This window comes from Leifsonia sp. GW821-FHT13C05, from assembly GCF_058806515.1.
The window spans coordinates 78,884-95,795 of record NZ_JBXAPT010000006.1; the positions used below are offsets into that span (position 1 = coordinate 78,884).

15 protein-coding genes are annotated in these 16,912 nt (G+C 68.3%); 4 read left to right on the forward strand and 11 right to left on the reverse strand.

Annotated elements, in window-relative coordinates; genetic code table 11:
* Nucleotides 1-2: 2 nt before the first annotated feature.
* Both AC1ROC_RS15885 and AC1ROC_RS15890 read right to left on the reverse strand, forming a co-directional pair.
* The gene (locus AC1ROC_RS15885; RefSeq protein ID WP_493001321.1) at nucleotides 3-815 is read right to left on the reverse strand and encodes an alpha/beta fold hydrolase; all 813 of its coding nucleotides are present in this window, start codon (nucleotides 813-815) and stop codon (nucleotides 3-5) included.
* Nucleotides 816-855: 40 nt separating this feature from the next.
* Nucleotides 856-1,518 carry a DUF4097 family beta strand repeat-containing protein gene (locus AC1ROC_RS15890; protein ID WP_493001512.1) on the reverse strand — a complete coding sequence of 221 codons (663 nt, stop codon included), beginning with the start codon at nucleotides 1,516-1,518 and terminating at the stop codon, nucleotides 856-858.
* Nucleotides 1,519-1,742: 224 nt separating this feature from the next.
* Here AC1ROC_RS15890 and AC1ROC_RS15895 point away from each other — a divergent pair, with 224 nt between their 5' ends.
* The gene (locus AC1ROC_RS15895) at nucleotides 1,743-2,492 is read left to right on the forward strand and encodes a GbsR/MarR family transcriptional regulator (RefSeq protein ID WP_493001323.1); all 750 of its coding nucleotides are present in this window, start codon (nucleotides 1,743-1,745) and stop codon (nucleotides 2,490-2,492) included.
* Nucleotides 2,493-2,545: 53 nt separating this feature from the next.
* Here AC1ROC_RS15895 and AC1ROC_RS15900 read toward each other — a convergent pair whose 3' ends face one another.
* The 9 genes from AC1ROC_RS15900 to AC1ROC_RS15940 all read right to left on the reverse strand — a co-directional run bounded on the left by AC1ROC_RS15900 (nucleotide 2,546) and on the right by AC1ROC_RS15940 (nucleotide 12,969).
* Complete coding sequence (locus tag AC1ROC_RS15900; RefSeq protein ID WP_493001325.1) at nucleotides 2,546-4,456, reverse strand: glycoside hydrolase family 127 protein; 1,911 nt, start codon at nucleotides 4,454-4,456, stop codon at nucleotides 2,546-2,548.
* Nucleotides 4,453-6,171 carry an amylo-alpha-1,6-glucosidase gene (locus AC1ROC_RS15905; RefSeq protein WP_493001327.1) on the reverse strand — a complete coding sequence of 573 codons (1,719 nt, stop codon included), beginning with the start codon at nucleotides 6,169-6,171 and terminating at the stop codon, nucleotides 4,453-4,455. Before AC1ROC_RS15905 ends, AC1ROC_RS15900 begins: the two co-directional genes overlap by 4 nt.
* A gap of 4 nt (nucleotides 6,172-6,175) precedes the next feature.
* Nucleotides 6,176-6,994, reverse strand: coding sequence for a carbohydrate ABC transporter permease (locus AC1ROC_RS15910; protein ID WP_085368638.1), 819 nt, complete (start codon nucleotides 6,992-6,994; stop codon nucleotides 6,176-6,178).
* Nucleotides 6,991-7,965 (reverse strand): carbohydrate ABC transporter permease, encoded by a 975-nt coding sequence (locus AC1ROC_RS15915; protein WP_085368637.1) that lies wholly within the window; start codon nucleotides 7,963-7,965, stop codon nucleotides 6,991-6,993. The genes AC1ROC_RS15910 and AC1ROC_RS15915 overlap by 4 nt, the downstream gene beginning before the upstream one ends.
* Nucleotides 7,966-7,996: 31 nt before the next feature.
* Complete coding sequence (locus tag AC1ROC_RS15920; RefSeq protein WP_085368636.1) at nucleotides 7,997-9,247, reverse strand: sugar ABC transporter substrate-binding protein; 1,251 nt, start codon at nucleotides 9,245-9,247, stop codon at nucleotides 7,997-7,999.
* A gap of 55 nt (nucleotides 9,248-9,302) precedes the next feature.
* A complete protein-coding gene (locus AC1ROC_RS15925) occupies nucleotides 9,303-10,331 on the reverse strand; it encodes a LacI family DNA-binding transcriptional regulator (RefSeq protein ID WP_348770478.1) in 1,029 nt (342 codons plus the stop codon).
* A 215-nt stretch (nucleotides 10,332-10,546) separates the two neighbouring features.
* Complete coding sequence (locus AC1ROC_RS15930; RefSeq protein WP_493001331.1) at nucleotides 10,547-11,563, reverse strand: LacI family DNA-binding transcriptional regulator; 1,017 nt, start codon at nucleotides 11,561-11,563, stop codon at nucleotides 10,547-10,549.
* A 44-nt stretch (nucleotides 11,564-11,607) separates the two neighbouring features.
* Nucleotides 11,608-12,807 (reverse strand): ROK family protein, encoded by a 1,200-nt coding sequence (locus AC1ROC_RS15935; protein WP_493001333.1) that lies wholly within the window; start codon nucleotides 12,805-12,807, stop codon nucleotides 11,608-11,610.
* 9 nt (nucleotides 12,808-12,816) lie between these two features.
* Nucleotides 12,817-12,969, reverse strand: coding sequence for a hypothetical protein (locus AC1ROC_RS15940; protein ID WP_493001335.1), 153 nt, complete (start codon nucleotides 12,967-12,969; stop codon nucleotides 12,817-12,819).
* Between the two features lie 128 nt (nucleotides 12,970-13,097).
* Here AC1ROC_RS15940 and AC1ROC_RS15945 point away from each other — a divergent pair, with 128 nt between their 5' ends.
* From AC1ROC_RS15945 to AC1ROC_RS15955, 3 genes are all read left to right on the forward strand, one after another.
* Nucleotides 13,098-14,111, forward strand: a complete 1,014-nt coding sequence (locus AC1ROC_RS15945) for an ABC transporter permease (protein WP_493001337.1) — start codon at nucleotides 13,098-13,100, stop codon at nucleotides 14,109-14,111.
* A gap of 11 nt (nucleotides 14,112-14,122) precedes the next feature.
* Entirely contained in the window at nucleotides 14,123-15,055 is a 933-nt protein-coding gene (locus tag AC1ROC_RS15950) for a carbohydrate ABC transporter permease (protein ID WP_247597286.1), read from the forward strand.
* Between the two features lie 86 nt (nucleotides 15,056-15,141).
* Nucleotides 15,142-16,824 (forward strand): type 2 periplasmic-binding domain-containing protein, encoded by a 1,683-nt coding sequence (locus AC1ROC_RS15955; RefSeq protein WP_493001339.1) that lies wholly within the window; start codon nucleotides 15,142-15,144, stop codon nucleotides 16,822-16,824.
* Nucleotides 16,825-16,912 lie beyond the last annotated feature (88 nt).

Here is a 16,912-nt window from a genome sequence, read left to right on the forward strand (position 1 = left end):
GGTCAGCGCTCGACCTCGGGAGTCACCCGCCCGAGCGCCGCGACCTCGCGGACGGCGGCCGCGACCGCCGCGTGGTCCTTCCGCAGGATCGCCCCGTGGTTGCTCCGCACCTTGGCGCTGATCGCGATGTTGGGGTTTCTGGCCACCACCTCGGCGAGGCCGGCGCGGATCACCTCCTGCTCGTCGCCGCGGCTGCCGAGGGAGGTGCCAGAGGCGACCACGTGCCGGGTGGGCACCACGATCCCGTCGAGCACCGGGCCGAGTTCGCCGGTGCTGCCGAGCCTGCCGAGTTCGATGTTGCTCTCCGCCTGCTGGGCCGCGCTCATCCTGGGTGTGAGTCCGGTCGGGCGGAGGAGCGGGGTGAACCAGCCCATCCGGCGGAACAGGGTCCGGATGCGCTCCTCCATCGCGTCGTCGAGCCAGTCGTACGGCTGTGCGCCGTCGACCAGCACCGCGCCGATGGTCCTGGTGGGATTGCGGTTGGCCCAGTGCGCTGCGACGTACGCGCCGTACGACCAGCCCACCAGGAGCGCGCGGTCGACGCCGCGTGCCGCGAGCACGGCGTCGACGTCGCGCACGGCCGCCTCGAACGAGTAGTCCGTCGACGTGCCGGACTTCCTGCCGCGGGCGCGCTCGTCGTAGGTGATGTGCCGCCACGACGGGCCGAGGTCGGCGATCACGCGCCGCCAGTATCCCTGCGTGGCGAACTGGCCGTTGAGGTACACGATCGGCGTTCCCTGGCCACCGGTGTCGGTGACCGCGAGAGCCGTGTCGTCGACCGGCACCATGCCGGTCCATGCGGTGCTGTTCGTCATGGTCGTCTCCTCGTGTTTTCGGGCCTCGTCCGGATGCGTGTCAGACGCTGTGCGCGTCGATGTCTCCGGATGCGGTGGTCGCGGTGATCAGCACCACCGGCTCGCCCGCGGCGTTGGTGAGTGTGTTGGTGATGCGGCCGGACGACGTGCCGGCGTCGAGTCCGGCCGCGATGCCCGCCGGCACTCCGACCGACAGGTCGCCGAACTGCGTGCTGACGACCACGGCGCCCTGCAGCGCTTCGCCGATCCGCACGGCGCCGCGGGCGGTCGCGACCTCGCCGGGGCCGGTGAGGCGGCCGATGGCGACGTCGCCGTCCAGGGCCGAGACGCGCACGGTGGCCGCTTCGTCGACCTTGACAGGGCCGGTGGACCTGTCGACGACGACTTCGCCGAAGCTGCCGGCTCCGCGCAACTCGGCGCTGCCGGTCGCCCGGATGCTCGATCCTGCCGGAAGCTGCACCGTCACCTCGACGGCGCCGCTCGGGCCGAACAGTGCGTTGTCCTGCGGGGTGGCTACCCGCAGGACGCCGTTCTCGAACGCGACGGTCGTGCGCTCCGCGGCTTTCACGTCGCGGGACTTCGCCGCATCCGCAGGGCGGACCTCGACGCGGGTGTCTGCGCGCTCCGCCGCGACGAAGCGAAGGTGCGCGGCGGGCACGTCGACGAGGGTGTCGATGGGAGAGGGGGTGGTGAAGGTCTGCATGGTGCTCAACTCCTGATGGCTAGATGGTGCTGGTGGATGTTTCCGATGTGCGAAACGCTACGTTGCGTTCATCAATCATGCAACAGTGATGTTGCAATAGATAAGAAAAAAGCCTGGTTAAACGGGCTATATCGTTGCACTCGTCCAGAAAGTAACGCAAAATTACGTTGCACTGAAACCTCGGTGAACGCTACGCTGACCCCGACGATGAGAGGGAGGCCCGGATGGCGGCAGGCAGGCTTACGAGACAGGAGCGGCAGCAGATCGCCCTCGGACTGGCCGACGATCTGCCGTACGCCGAGATCGCGCGCCGCATCGACCGGCCGACCTCCACCGTCACCCGCGAGGTGATGCGCAACGGCGGCCCCACCGCCTACCGGGCAGACCTCGCCCAGCGTGCGACGGAGCAACGCGCGCACAAACGCCGCGGCGCCGGCACCGACGTCGGCCAGACCGCGCAGCGCTCACCGCGCTCCGACGGACGGGACTCCCCGGCCATCCGGGAGTACGAGGACGCCTTCACGACGCTGTTCATGCAGTCCGGACTTCCGCGCGTGGCCGCCGGCGTCCTCACCAGCCTCTACACGACGGACGCGGGGAGCCTCACCGCGGCCGAGCTGGTCAGGCGTCTCGAGGTGAGCCCGGCATCCATCTCCAAGGCCATTGCGTTGCTGGAGGGTCAGGGCCTCGTCATCCGGGAGCGGGGAGACGGCCGCAGGGAGCGCTACATCGCCGACGGCGACGTCTGGTACCAGTCGATGATCGCCGCCGCCCGCTCCAACGCGCAGATCGCCGAGACCGCGAGAGAGGGCGTTCGGCTTCTCGGCGCAGCCACGCCCGCCGGAACCCGGCTCGAGAACATGGCGCGCTTCATGGACTTCGTCGGCGACAGCATCGCCCGCGCCGCCGAGCAGGCCCGCGGTCTCCTCGGTGCCAGCGGGGACGGGGATGCGCAGGGTCGCTCGGACGCGTAGCTCCGAAGAGGAACCTGGCCGCCACCGCCGATGACTTCGGTGGCGGCCAGGAGCTAGGCGCCCGCGAGGGGGATGAACACCCGCATGGTGCTCGGGCCACGGTTGGCCCACTGGAAGTAGGGGCGCAGTTCGACCACGACTGCCGTGCGCGGGTCCGCGTGCGGCGCGGTCCCGTACGGCCAGCCGCCGGAGGCGGAGGAGACGAGGTCGACGGGAGCCGCCGCCCCGTCGGGCGTCGCGATGGGCGGGGTGTCGGAGCGGAGGCGCACCGCATCCACGTGGTCGCCGTCCGGGAGGTCGGTCGACTCGACGCAGAGCACGAGCGGGCCGCGCTCGACGGCCGCCGTGCCGCGCAGCGCGTCGATCCGCGGGTCAGGGTAGGTGAGGCGCGGCGTCATGGGCAGGTCGAGGAGCAGCGGCACTTCCGGATCGAAGACCCGGCGCACCCGCACGTAGCCGTCCTTCGGCAGCACCGGCTCGCCTCCCAGCGAGACGTCGCTGCCGGACGCCCACGACGGGATCCGCACGCTCAGCTCGATCTCCTCGGCAGCGTCCACGGTCACGGAGACTCGGCCGTCGAACGGGTAGCCGGGTGCGCGCACCTGGATGCGCACGGGCGACCCGGCGACGGACGTCTCGATGTCGATGTCGCCGAACTGGTGGAGCTGCACGCCGTCCGCCGACGCCGTCGCCACGTACGACGCGACGCTCGCCAGCGTTCGGGCCACGTTCGTCGGGCAGCACGAGACCTCGAACCACGGCGCGCGCAGGCTCGCCTCCGCGCGCTCGCTGAGCTGGTCCTCCGCAGGAACGGACCCGAGCTCGCGCTGATGCAGCGTGTTCGCGTAGTAGAACGCCCGTCCGTCCTCCCGTGGGGAGACCAGCACAGCGTTGAGCAGGGTGCGCTCGATGACGTCCGCGTACGCCGCGTCCCCGCTCTGCAGGAGCAGCCGCCAGCTGAGCATGACCGACCCGATCGCGGCGCAGGTCTCCGCGTACGCCCGATCCGGCGGCAGCTCGAAGTCGCTGCCGAACTCCTCGTTCTGGTGGTGCGAGCCGACGCCTCCGGTGAGGTAGGTCCTGGTCGCCACCGTGTGCGCCCACTGCCGCTTCACGGCGGCGAGCAGCGCGTCATCGCCGAACTCGACCGCCACATCCACCGCCCCGGCCGCGAGGTACTCCGCGCGCACAGCGTGACCGCGCAGGGTGTCGGCGTCCCGCACCGGAACGTCGTCGAGGAAGTACTCGCTCGACTGGAAGAGCGTGGTCTTCAGACGCCTACGGCCCCTGCGCTCGATGAAGATGCGGGCGAGGTCGAGATACCGCGGTTCGGAGAGCGCCCTGCCGAGTTCGGCGAGAGCGGGCTCGATCTCCGGATGCCCGCAGATCGCATCCCGGCCATCTGGCCCGAACTCCCGGTAGACGTGGTCGGCGAGGCGGCGGGCGACGTCCACGATCAGGTCGTCGTGCCCAGTGCGCACGCGGGCGACGGCCGCCTGGAACAGGTGGCCGAAGCAGTACAGCTCGTGCCCCCACTCCAGATCGGAGAACCGCGGGCGCTGCCCCTCCCTACCGAACGAGGTGTGGAGGTAGCCGTCCGGCTCCTGCGCCGCCGCGACGCGTTCCACCAGCGAGCGGTACGTCTCCGCCAGTGCGGGATCCGGGGCGCGGCCGAGCTCCCACGCCATCGCCTCGAGCAGCTTGTAGACCTCGGAGTCCACGAACTCGATGCCGTCGTGGTGCTCGGCGACGGTACCGTCCGCCGCCCTGTCGAAGTTCCCGATCCAGCCGATGCGCTCCATCCAGGTGAGGCAGTGGTCGATGACGGCCGAGGCGTTCAGCTCCTGCTTCTCCGCCCAGAATCCGCCGACGAAGCGCACCTCGTCCTGACCGAGCGGCCGGAGAGCCGACCGGGACGGGCTGACCGGACCGCCGGTCCTGGTCGCGTCGAGAGTGTCGGTCATCGTTCTCCTAGAGAGTGGGTGCGGCGGGCCGCGTCGAGCGTGAGGGTGAGGAAGCAGCTGGCCGTCCAGGTGTATGCGCGGTCGCGCAGACCGGCGCCGGTCACGGCGTCGAAGTTCTCGGCGAAGCCCGACCGTTCGCAGGCCGCGCGGAACCGGAGGCTCACCTGGTCGGCGAGGTCGGTGTGGCCCGCGCGCCGCAGACCGTCCTCGATGAGGAAGGTGGACGGCGCCCAGATCGGCCCTCGCCAGTATCCGTCGCTCTCGTAGAGCGGCGACGTGACGGGTTCGGTGGCCGGGCCCCACTCGGTGAGGTGCGCCGCGATCGTCCCGGCCAGGGTGGAGGCGACCTCCGCGGGAAGGCGTTCGCCGAGCACGATGGGGAGCGCGTTGAGCAGGCTGGTCGCCGATGCCGGTTCGCCGCTCAGCGCATCCAGGGCGAGGAAGCCGTCTCCGGTCCAGAGCCGGTCGAACAGGGCGGCCTCGATCGTCGCCGCCTCCGCCTTCCACTCGGGTGCGCTCAGCCCCAGCATCGCCGCAAGCTCCTGGAGTTCGTGCAGCTGCAGGAGCAGGAAGGCGGAGAGGTCGGGCGAGACGATCACCCGCGACCGGTCGAACGTCGTGGAGTTGTCCCAGCCGCTGTCGTTCCCGTGCTGGTAGTAGGGCAGTGGATGCGCGGGGGGGCGGCGGAAGTCCAGCCAGAAGCGCGTCCAGGCGGCCAGCCGCCGGTACACCTCGTGCAGTTCCGCCGCGGTGAACGGCCGGGACGACCGCGCGCGCAGCTGGCCGAACGCCCAGCCGTGGATCGGCGGCTTGACGAAGTTGTAGAGCACCTCCGAGTGGGTCAGCGAGTCCGGCAGCGCGCCTGACGCATCCTGGTGGTCGAAGGGGAGGAGGAACTGGGCGAGCGCAGCATCCGGGTCGGCCTCCGCGAGCGCGATGGCGTTGAAGCAGTGGTCCCAGCTCCAGACCTTGTCCATCCAGTGCTTGGACATCAGGACGGCTTCCCGCCCGACGAACCCGGATGGCGCGACGGTGGCGGACCACATCACGTACGCGGCCTTGCGGACGGCGGCGTCGAGTTCGCCGCGGGCGCTCCCGGCGTCCCCGGCCAAACGGCTCGCGTAGTCCTCGAACTCACGGGCCTGCCTGGCGACGATCTCGTCGAAGTCGGTTGCGCCGTCGTAGGCGGCAGCCGCCGTGTCCAGTTCCTCGACCGCCAGCTCCCACGCCACGCCGGAATCGAGCGTGACCGACCGCTCTGCCGCACCCACCGTTCCGGCGCCGACCACCGACGCCTCGCCGGAGAGCACCGTGAACCGGTACCGCCGTCCGGACTCGTAGCTGGTGAGCACCACGGCGCCGTCCAGCGGATCGCGGAAGAGGTAGGCGCCGGTGAACGGGGTCAGCTCGCCGGACGCGACGAACCGCATCCCGAGACCGGTGCCCCGGAAGCGGATGGTGCTGCGCCCGTCGAAGACGGCATCGACGCGCCCGCCCTCCGCGACCCAGGAGAGAACCTCCGGCGCCATGACCAGACGCGGAGACACGAGGGCGCCTTTCGCCTCGGGCAGCAGGCGCAGGATGGGGTGCATCCCGGTCTTGTGTGTCACCAGGTGCACGTCCTCGGCGCGCTCGTGCAGGCCGACGATGCGGGAGAGGTCGATCCAGGCGCCGCGCGTCGAGAAGGGGACCTCGTCGATGTCGAGGGGCGTCATCGCCTCAGTCCTTCACCGCGCCGGCGGTCACACCGGCGGCGACGTACTTCTGGGCAATCACGAGCAGCACGGCGGCCGGGATGGATGCGACGACGGCGGTCGCCATGATCGCGTTCCACTCCTGGTTGTTGTTGCCGATGTACTTGTAGATGCCGAGCGTGATCGTCTGCATCGTGCCGCCGCTGTTGAGCGTCGACGAGAAGATGAAGTCCGACCACGCCCACAGGAACGCGAACAGCGACACCGTGACCACGGAGTTGCGGCTCACCGGCAGCACGATGGAGCGGAACGTCCGCCAGCTCCCCGCGCCGTCGATCTTGGCGGCGCTCATCAGCTCGTCGGGGATGCCGGACATGAACGCGGTGAAGATCAGCACGCCGAACGGCACCGCGAGCGTGGAGTCGGCGATGATCAGCCCCCAGAGCGTGTTGAGGATCCCGAGGTTGAGGTAGATCGCGTAGAAGCCCATCGCCATGATGATGCCGGGGATCATCTGCGCGATCAGCAGCACGAAGTTGAGCACTCCGCGGCCTCGCGGACGCAGCTTCGCCAGCGAGTACGCCGCGGGCGCCGAGATGGCTACGGTCAGGATCACCGTGCCGAGGCCGACGAGCAGGCTCGTGCCGAGGTAGGGGAGCTGCTGGCTGATCACCGCCTGGTAGCCCTCGAACGTCGCGTGGATCGGGAACAGGTTCGGCGGGCTCTTCCGCATCTCGGTGGTGGGCGTGAGCGAGACGTTGATCATCCAGTAGACGGGGAAGAGCATGATCAGGGTCAGCACGACCCCGACGATCGTCTTCCACCACGGTCGCTTCCCGTTCATGCGGCGTCCTGCTTTCGCTGCGTGCGGATGTAGATGAGCCCGAAGATCAGGGCGATGACGATCAGGACGTTGCCGACGGCCGCCGCCGGGCTGAAGTCGGGCAGCGTGGATGCGAAGCCCAGCTGGTACGACCAGGTCGCGAACGTCGTCGACGACGTGCCCGGCCCACCGCGGGTCATGATCCAGATGATGTCGAACACCTTGAGGGTGTAGATCAGGCCGAGCAGGATCGTGATGGCCGAGACCGGCTTCAGCAGCGGGAAGGTGACCCGCCAGAACTTCTGCCACCCGTTCGCGCCGTCGAGGGATGCGGCCTCGTAGAGGTCGGTCGGGATGTTCTGCAGGCCCGAGTAGATGATCACCAGGTTGAACGGGATGCCGATCCAGATGTTCGCGATGATCACGCTGGTGAGTGCCCAGTCCGGCGACGTCAGCCAGTTGACCCCGGAGAGCCCGAAGGCGTTGAGGGTGGCGTTCACCACCCCGGAGTCGCTGTTGAGCATCCAGGACCAGGTGGAGGCCGAGACGATCAGCGGGAGCAGCCACGGCACCAGGAACAGGGCGCGCAGCGTGGCCGACAGCCGGAAGTTCTGGTAGAAGAACACGGCCAGCGCCATCCCGATCGTGAACTGGAAGACGATCGAGACGATGGTGAAGAGGGCGGTGTGCAGGAAGGCCGGCCCGAAGGTCGGATCCTGGAACACCTTGACGTAGTTGTCGAACCCGACGAACGGAGCGCCGCCCTGGACGAAGGACCGGACGGTGTAGTCGCGGACGCTGAGCTCGATGTTGCGGTAGAGGGGGTAGGCGTAGAACACCGCCAGGTAGATCACTACCGGGGCGAGGAACGCCCAGGCGGCCCACTGCGTGGAGCGCCGGGAGCGCCGTCGAGACCGGGGTGGGGTGGCGACGTGCGCCACCCCACCGTGGTCTCCGACAGAACCGGGCGGCACTGTCTGGGTGGTTGTCATCGGTTGTACCTCAGGTGCGTTTCGGTTCGGATTACTTGGTGGCTGCCGCTGCGGCGGACTGGGCTGCCTTGAGTGCGGCCTCCGGAGTCTGGGCGCCGCTCAGCGCGTTCTGCACCGCACCCCAGAGCTGCTGGGAGATCTTCGGGTACTTGGTGCCGAGGTTGTCGCTGGTGCGGCCCTTGGCGGCCGCGACCGCGTCGACCCACGGCTGCAGTTCCGGGTTGGCCGCGACCTGCTCCTTCTGCGCTGCCGAGGTCGGAGCGATGTAGGAGAGGGTCGTGTCCGTCTTGACGAAGTTCTTCGTGCTCGTCAGGCAGTCCGCGATCTTCTTGGAGGTGGCGTAGCGGGCGGTGTCCTTCTGGACGGGGAGCGTCATGAACTCGCCGCCGGTCGGTGCGGCCGCCGCGCCTCCGTCGATGCCGGGAACCGTGAGGATGCCGTAGTCGATACCGGCCTTCTTCACGTTGCCCAGCTGCCAGGTGCCGTTCTCGCCGAACGCGAAGTCACCGGTGGCGAACTCCTGCCAGCTGGTGGTCTGCGTGTTGTTGATGACCGAGTTGGGCGCGTAGCCCTTCTTGACCCAGTCCGTCCAGAGCGTGAGGGCCTGGACGGCCTTGTCGGAGTCGAGCTTCTTCAGGTCGGCGCCGGAACCCCAGAACCACGGCAGGAACTGGAAGCTGCCCTCCTCCGTGCCGATGGCCGAGAAGGTGATGCCCTTCTTGCCGGCGGCCGTGACCTTCGCGAGAGCGTCGGTGAGGCTGTTCCAGTCCTTGACGGTGCTGATGTCGACCCCCGCGGTCTTCAGCACCGCCTTGTTGTAGTAGAGGGCGAGGGTGTTCGCGCCGATCGGCACGCCGTACGTCTTCCCGTCCACGACGCCCGCGGCAAGGATGTTCTTCTGGATGTCGGACGTGTCCAGCTTGTTCTCGCCGGTGTCGGTGAGGATGCCGGCGTCGGCCAGGGTCGAGACGACGGGGTTGTCGACGAGCAGCAGGTCGGGGGAGTTGCCCTGCTGGCCGGCGAGCAGCGCCTTGTTGGTGAGGTCGCTGGTGTCGTATCCGGTGCGCTTGATCGTCACTCCGGCGTCGGTGCCGCACTGCTCGACGAGCTTGGTCCAGTCGGCCGAAGCGTCGAACTGCGGGTACGGGTCCCAGAACGTGTACGTCCCTCCGGCGCTGCTGCTCGAGCCGGAGCCCGAGCCGGAGCAGGCGGCAACGCCCGCGACGATCGCGGCGGCGACGACCGCAGCGCCGACGAGCCGGCTGGTCTTCTTGGTGATCACAGTATTCCTCCTTGAATCATGCATTGCGGGTGGCCGACCGGGCTGCGCGAGACCGTCATCGGGTGCTCCCACGGTCGGTGATCTCCGGCGCGACGAATCTCGTCACCGCCGGTCCGGCGAGATCGGGGGAGGTGATCCGCCGGACGAGCTGCCGGACCGCTGAACGGCCCAGCTGATCGGGGGAGCTCTCGACCGCCGTGTACGGCAGCGAGAACGCCCTTCCGAAGTCTTGTGCGTACAGGCTGACGACCGAGAGGTCGTCCGGGACGCTGACGCCGCGTGCGGTGAGCACGGACGGGAGCGCGGCGATCGTGGCGTCGTTGTGGACGATCATCGCGGTGGCCGAGGGACGCGCATCCAGGATCGCGTTGATGCTCCGGCCGATCTCCGGCTGCCTGGCCTCGCCGTAGTACGAGTGCATCTGCAGCCCGTATCGGGCGGCGCGCTCCTGGGCGGCGTCCCGGAATCGCCAGCCGTATGCGCCGCCGCGCTCGAAGACGTGGGTGGGAGGGGAGACGACGATGATCTCGCGGTGGCCGCGCGCGTGCAGGTGGTCGACCAGCATCCTGGCCGACTCGCCGAAGTCCAGGTCGAAGACGTCGAGCCCTTCGGTGCGCTTCGGGAGTCCGACCAGCGCGCCGGGCTGGCTCGCCTCGCGGAGCGTCTGGAGCCGCGGGTCGTCGTGGACGACGTCGAGGAGCACGACGCCGTCCACCATCCCGGAGCTGGTGACCCGGCGCAGGGCGGCGACGCTGTCCATCTCGGTGACCAGCAGGATGTCGTAGCCCAGCTCTCTGGCGGTGTCGGAGACGGGGAGGATGTACTCCAGCATCGCCGGGGCGAACTCGTCGGCGTGGAACTGGGTGAGCAGGCCGATGACCATCGTCTGAGAGGTGGCGAGGGCGCGTGCACCGGCGTTGACGATGAAACCGAGGGCGTTGATGGCGTCGTCGATGCGCTGCCTGGTCTTCGGCGAGATCGAGCGCTTGCCGGACAGCGCGTAGGAGACGGTGCTCGTGGAGACCCCGGCGGCCCTGGCCACGTCGGTGATCGTGACAGCCATCGTTCGCCTCCTTCGCTTCATCGAGAAGTGGGTTCGTTTCGGGATGTGTCGAACCGCTTCGACGAAGATAACTCAGAACGACAAAGCGCACAAGTCGAACCGCTTCGATTCTGCGAAAAAGAGGTGTCCAGCGCCCCTCGGAGGCGTGGATCGAGGGCAGAGCGGCCCGATTCCGGGCTGCTCACCGCGCCTGGTGAACCGGTTCGACTCGCAACGGCCCAGGCCCGGGAGGCGCGTCAGGACAGCGCGCGCGTGCTCCCACGGTCGACGAATCCCGGCTCGATCAGCCGCACCTGCGGCTTCTCCGCCCGGTCAGGGTCGGCGATGCGCTCGATCAGCCGGGTCACTGCCCACTCGCCCAGCGCCTCCGGCCGGGTGTCCACGGCGGTATACGGCAGCGAGAAGGCCGTGCCGAACTCCGCGGAGAACATCCCGACCACCGAGAGGTCGTCCGGCACCGTGAGGCCGCGGGCGTGCAGCAGCGACGGGAGCGCCGCGATCGTGGCGTCGTTGTGGACGATGAGGGCCGTCGCGTCGGTGTACGTGTCCAGCGCCGCGTGCATCGCCTCGCTGAGGGCGGGCTGCCTGGACTCGCCCTCGAGGATGTGCAGCTGGATGCCGTGGCGGGCTGCCCGTTCGGCCGCCGCATCCCGGAACCGCCAGGCATACGACCCTCCGCGCTCGAACACGTGTCTCGGCGGCGTGACGAGCAGGATCGCGCGGTGCCCGAGGGCGGCGAGATGGTCGACGGCGCTGCGCGCAGCCTCCCCGAAGTCGAGGTCGACCGCGTCGAACCCGTCCGCGTTCTTCGCGTAGCCGATCAGGGCGGCCGGCTGCCTGGTCTGCCGGAGCGGGTCCAGCCGGGGGTCGTCGTACGTGACGTCGAGCAGCACGACGCCGTCGACCATCGCCGACGACGTGGTGCGCCTGATCGCCGCATCCACGTCGGGGTCGGTGACCATCAGCAGATCGAACCCGTGCGTGCGCGCCGTGGTCGAGACCGGGAGCACGTACTGCAGCATCGCCGGGGCGAACTCGTCCTCCTGGAACTGCAGGAACATCCCGAGCACGTTCGTCTGCGAGAGGGCGAGCGCCCGGGCCCCGGCGTTCGGGGTGAAGTCGAGCTCGACGATCGCCCGCTGGATGCGCTCCCGCGTCTCCTCGGAGATGGCGCGCTTGCCGGACAGCGCGTAGGAGACGGTGCTCGGCGTGACGCCTGCCACGCGCGCCACATCCCGGATCGTCGCCGCCATGCGCCCTCCCACTGTGTGACCTCAATCTTCACACAGCGGCCGCCTCAGTCGACAGCGGGCCCGGCGGAGACCGTGATCGCTTCGCGCAGGGCGGCGACGGCTGCCCCGCGCGCCCAGTCGGTGAAGGTGTGGCGCTGCACGACCAGGCGGCAGTTGGCCGCGGCGCCGAACGCGTGCGCGAGGAACTCTTCGCGGAAGCGACGCTCGTAGAGGTCGTAGTCCATGACCCCTTCTCCGGCGATCACGACGACCTCCGGCCCGAAGAGGTTCACGGTGGCCGCGAGGGCGGCGCCGATCGCCGTCCCGGCCCGCTCGAAGGCGTCCACCGCGCTGGGGTCGCCCTCGTGGGCGAGGCGGATCGCGTCGTCCAGGGTCAGCTCCGGCTCGTTGCGCGCGCGGCGCACGGCGTCCCGGATGGCGTTGGAGGACGCGACCGCTTCGACGCACCCTCGCCGGCCGCACACGCAGAGGGCATCCGACGATGCGAGGGGAAGGTGTCCGATCTCGCCCGCGACGCCGTGCGAGCCGACCACGACGTCGCCGTTCACGTAGATCCCGCATCCGATGCCGGCGCCGATCGTGACGATCGCGAACGAGTTCGCATCCCTGCCGACGCCGAACCAGTGCTCCGCCTTCGCGAGGGCACGCACGTCGTTCTCCACGGTGACGGGGAGCCCGAGCCTGGACGCGAGTTCGGTGCCGAGGGGGACGTGATTCCAGTTCAGCAGGGGTGAGTGCCTGACCGTCCCCGTCTCGGTGTCGATGTCGCCGGAGACCGAGACGCCGACCCCGCTGAGATGCTCGGCGTCGCTGCCGAGCTGCTCGATGAGGGACGACACCGAGCTCACGATCGCCGCGATGGCCGTCTCCGGGTCGTGGCTCTTCAGCCGTCGGCGCGTCGAGCCGACCACGTCGTTGCCGAGGTTGACCGTCACGGCGAAGATCTCCCCGGCGTTGACCTTGACGCCGATGGCGATCATGGAGCGCGGGACCACGCTCAGCGGGCGCACCGGCCGGCCGGGGAACGAGTGCTCGGCGTGTTCGCCGACGGTCACGTAGCCACTCTCGATGAGCGGGCTGACCGTCTTGGTCACCTTGGCTTGCGAGAGTCCGGTGAGCCGACCGATGTCGAGCCGGCTGACCGGCCCGTGCGTGATGATCCTGGTGAAGATCTCGGCGGACTTCGCCGTGCCGAGAGACGGCCGGCGGCCGACGCTGGAGGGCATGACGATGTTGTCTGGCACACACCGAGGCTAACGCACCTGAACGATTTTGTTGCCGCCGTGTGTTAATCGATGGACATCCATGCCGCCCAGGATGCGCCGAACCGGCCAGCGTCCGGCCCGTGCGGCCAGCATCCGGAATAGATTATTGACATCGGCAAAAAAATAGGTTTTGCTGTACACGGATCCGAGCCGGCCGACCCGTCGGCAGGCACAACAGACCTATTGGAGTCTTCGATGACGAAGGTGAGAAACCCCCGGGCGTGCGCCGCCGAACATCGCCGGCATCGCGAGCAGGAGAGGCGCCTCTCGTGACGGCCGCCCCGCCCGCGACGAGTGTGCGGCCCGCCTCGACGGCTCAGAAGCCGCCGTCGCCGGCGACGCCGCCCCGGAGAGTGGCATCCCGACGCAGAACCCTCGGGCAGCGCTGGCGGATCTCCCTGCGGAGGCACTGGCAGCTCTACCTGCTGACGGTGCTTCCCCTCGCGTACTTCATCATCTTCAAGTACGTGCCGATCTCCAACGCGATCATCGCCTTCAAGAACTACAGCCCCGTGCTCGGGGTCTGGGGAAGCCCGTGGGTCGGCTGGACGAACTTCCAGCTCATGCTGCAGAACCCGCAGTTCCCCACGCTGCTCACGAACACCCTCGCCCTCTCCGGCTACGCGGTGCTGGCGAGCTTCCCCATCCCGATCATCCTGGCGCTCGCGCTCAACGAGGTGCGGCACCGCTGGTTCCAGAAGACCGTGCAGCTGGTCACATACGCCCCGTACTTCATCTCGACGGTCGTCGTGGTCTCCATGATGATCCTGATAATGGCGCCGAGGCTCGGGATCCTGAGCGAGGTCTTCGGATTCTTCGGCATTCCGTCGCCCGACTTCCTCGGCGACCCCGACTACTTCCGGCACGTGTACGTGTGGTCGGACGTCTGGCAGACGGCCGGCTACTCCGCGGTCATCTACATGGCGGCGCTGTCGGGGATCGACCCGTCGCTCTACGAGGCGGCCAAGGTGGATGGCGCATCCAGGCTCCGGAAGATCTGGCACGTGGACATCCCCGGCATCATGCCGACCGCGATGATCGTGCTGATCCTGAGCGTCGGCAACATCATGTCGATCGGGTTCGAGAAGGCCTTCCTCCTGCAGAACCCGCTGAACCTCGGCCAGTCCGAGATCATCGCGACCTACGTGTACAAGCTGGGCATCCTCAACGCCGACTTCGGTACGGCGACCGCCGTCGGCCTCTTCAACTCGGTCGTCAACCTCGTGCTGCTCCTTGTCGTCAACTGGGTGGCACGTCGAGTGAGTGGGAGTGGACTGTGGTGACCATCGACCGTGTGACAGAACGCCGGAAGCCGGCAGGCACGACGCGCATCCCGAAGCCGCGCCGCATCAGGGAGTCGGCCTCCGACCGCGCTCTGCTCGTGGTGATCTACCTCGGCCTGATCCTGGCGGCGCTGGTCGTGGTGCTCCCGCTGCTGTTCATCCTCGCCAGCTCGTTCTCCTCGCCGCACGCGGTCACCGCAGGCCAGGTGTTCCTCTGGCCGGTGGACTTCACGCTGAAGGGCTACCAGACCGTGCTCGCAGACCCGCAGGTGCTGCTGGGCTACGCGAACTCCCTCTTCTATATGGTCGCGGGCACCCTGATCAGCACGACGCTGACCGTCTGCATCGCCTGGCCGCTCTCCCGCCCCACCTTCATGGGCCGCAACGTGATCATGTCCATCCTGCTGTTCACCATGCTGTTCAGCGGCGGCCTGATCCCGACGTACATGGTGGTGCAGAACCTCGGGCTGCTCGACACCCGCTGGGCGCTGCTGCTCCCGCAGGCCGTCGCCGTCTGGCAGGTGATCATCGCGCGGACGTTCTTCCGCTCGGCGATCCCCGAGGAGCTGGTCGAAGCGGCCGAACTCGACGGCGCGAGCGAGTGGCGCTTCCTCTGGACGATGGTGCTTCCACTCTCCAAGCCGCTGATCGCGGTCATCGCCCTCATGTACGCCATCGGGCAGTGGAACGGCTACTTCGACGCCCTGCTCTACCTCAAGAGCTCCGACCTGTTCCCGCTCCAGCTCGTGCTGCGCAACATCCTGGTGCTCAACGCCACGAACGGGGGGACGAACGACCTCGCCGCCCAGGCGCAGAACCAGGATCTGGTCAACCTGCTCAAGTACGCGCTCATCGTCATCACCAGCGTTCCGGTGCTGATCATCTACCCGTTCGTCGCCCGCTACTTCAACAAAGGGGTGCTCATCGGCTCGGTCAAGGGCTGACCAGGCCGATCCGCCGCCCCGCTCTCTCCCCACCGCAACACCGCACGTCCCGTCACGCAATTCAGGTTCCAAAGGAGGAACGAACCATGATGTCCACCACAGGCACTCGCGCCGGCCGGCGCAGACTCTCGGTAGCACTCACGGCCGCTGCCAGCGGCGTCGCACTGCTCGCACTCGCGGGCTGCACCCCCACCTCGGCGTCCGCCGGCGACGACAAGATCGGCGGGACGGCGCACCTGAGCGTCTTCGCGCAGCAAGGCACGGGGCAGGATCTCGCCACGAACGCCTTCACCAAGGAGGTCGCGAAGAAGTTCAACATCGACTTCACCTGGCAGACCACCACTCAGGACTCGTCGGTCGCCCCGGAGAAGCGGCAGATCCTGATGGCGAGCGGCGACTACCCCGACGCCTTCCTCCTCATCCCGTGGGTGGACCAGTTCAACCAGGTCGACGTCGAGAAGCTCGCCCAGCAGGGTGTCGCCCTGCCGCTCAACGACCTCATCAAGCAGTACGCGCCCGACATCCAGAAGGTGCTGGACAGCAACGCGGACTACAAGGCGATGGCGACGTCTCCCGACGGCAAGATCTACGGCCTGCCGCAGCTGGCCGAGACGCAGCACATCCAGTACCCGTCGAAGCTCTGGATCAACACCGACTGGCTGAAGAAGCTGAACCTCTCGATGCCGAAGACCACGGAGGACATGAAGAAGGTCCTCGAAGCGTTCAAGGACGGCGATCCGAACGGCAACGGCGCGAAGGACGAGATCCCGCTCAGCGGCGACTCGCACGACACGCTGATCCCGTACTTCATGAACGCGTTCATCTACGACCCGCAGAACCCGGACAAGGGAATCCAGTCCACCACGGTGCTCAACAAGGGCAAGGTCGACATCCAGGCCAACAAGGACGGATGGCGCGATGGCCTGAAGTACATCAGGTCGCTGTGGCAGGCCGGTCTCATCGACAAGGGGGCGTTCACGCAGAACCCCGCAGCGCTCGCCCAGGAGGGAAACAACGCCGGGCCGGTCGTGCTGGGCAGCGCCAGCGCCCTTCACCCCTACATCTTCGTGAGCCCGGGTGCGAAGGACGGCAGGGACAAGCAGTACGACGCCGTGCCGCCGCTGACCGGGCCGGACGGCGCAGACTACGCGACATACGCCTTCGGCAGCACGCCCGGTGCGACGTTCCTGCTGACCAACAAGGCCTCGAAGAACGACCAGGTCGCCGCCATCAAGCTGGTGAACTACCTGTTCACCGAGAAGGGCCAGCTCGACGGCAACTTCGGTCCGGAGGGGAAGGGCTGGGCGAAGGCCGCCGCGAGCGACAAGGCGCTCGACCCGTCGGAGAAGCCGGCGTTCACCAACCTGCAGCTGTCCCAGGATGCGGCGAACGCCGTGCAGTGGGGCGCCCTGTCGACCTACAACCAGAACGCGGCGTTCCGCGGATCGCAGGCCGTGCCGACGGACATCTACGACACCTCGGGCTACGAGCGTCGCCTGTTCGATGCGACCCAGCTGTACAAGGGGCACGAGGACACGAGCCAGGTCTACCCCACCTGGCGGGTGTGGCCCGACCCGGCCAAGGCGACCCAGATCGCGACACAGCAGACCAACATCGACAACTACGTGACCCAGAACGCTCTCGCCTTCATCACGGGCTCGAAGAACATCGACACGGACTGGAACGCGTACGTGAAGGGCTTCGACGGCCTCGGGCTGAAGGACTACCTGAGCAGCCTGCAGACGGCGTACGACAAGTCCAAGAAGTAGTCAGCGCGACGGCGGGCGGGCACCTCGACGGGTGCCCGCCCACCAGCGTCTCCCGATGCCGTCTGACGGTCCGCCCACCAGGGACAAG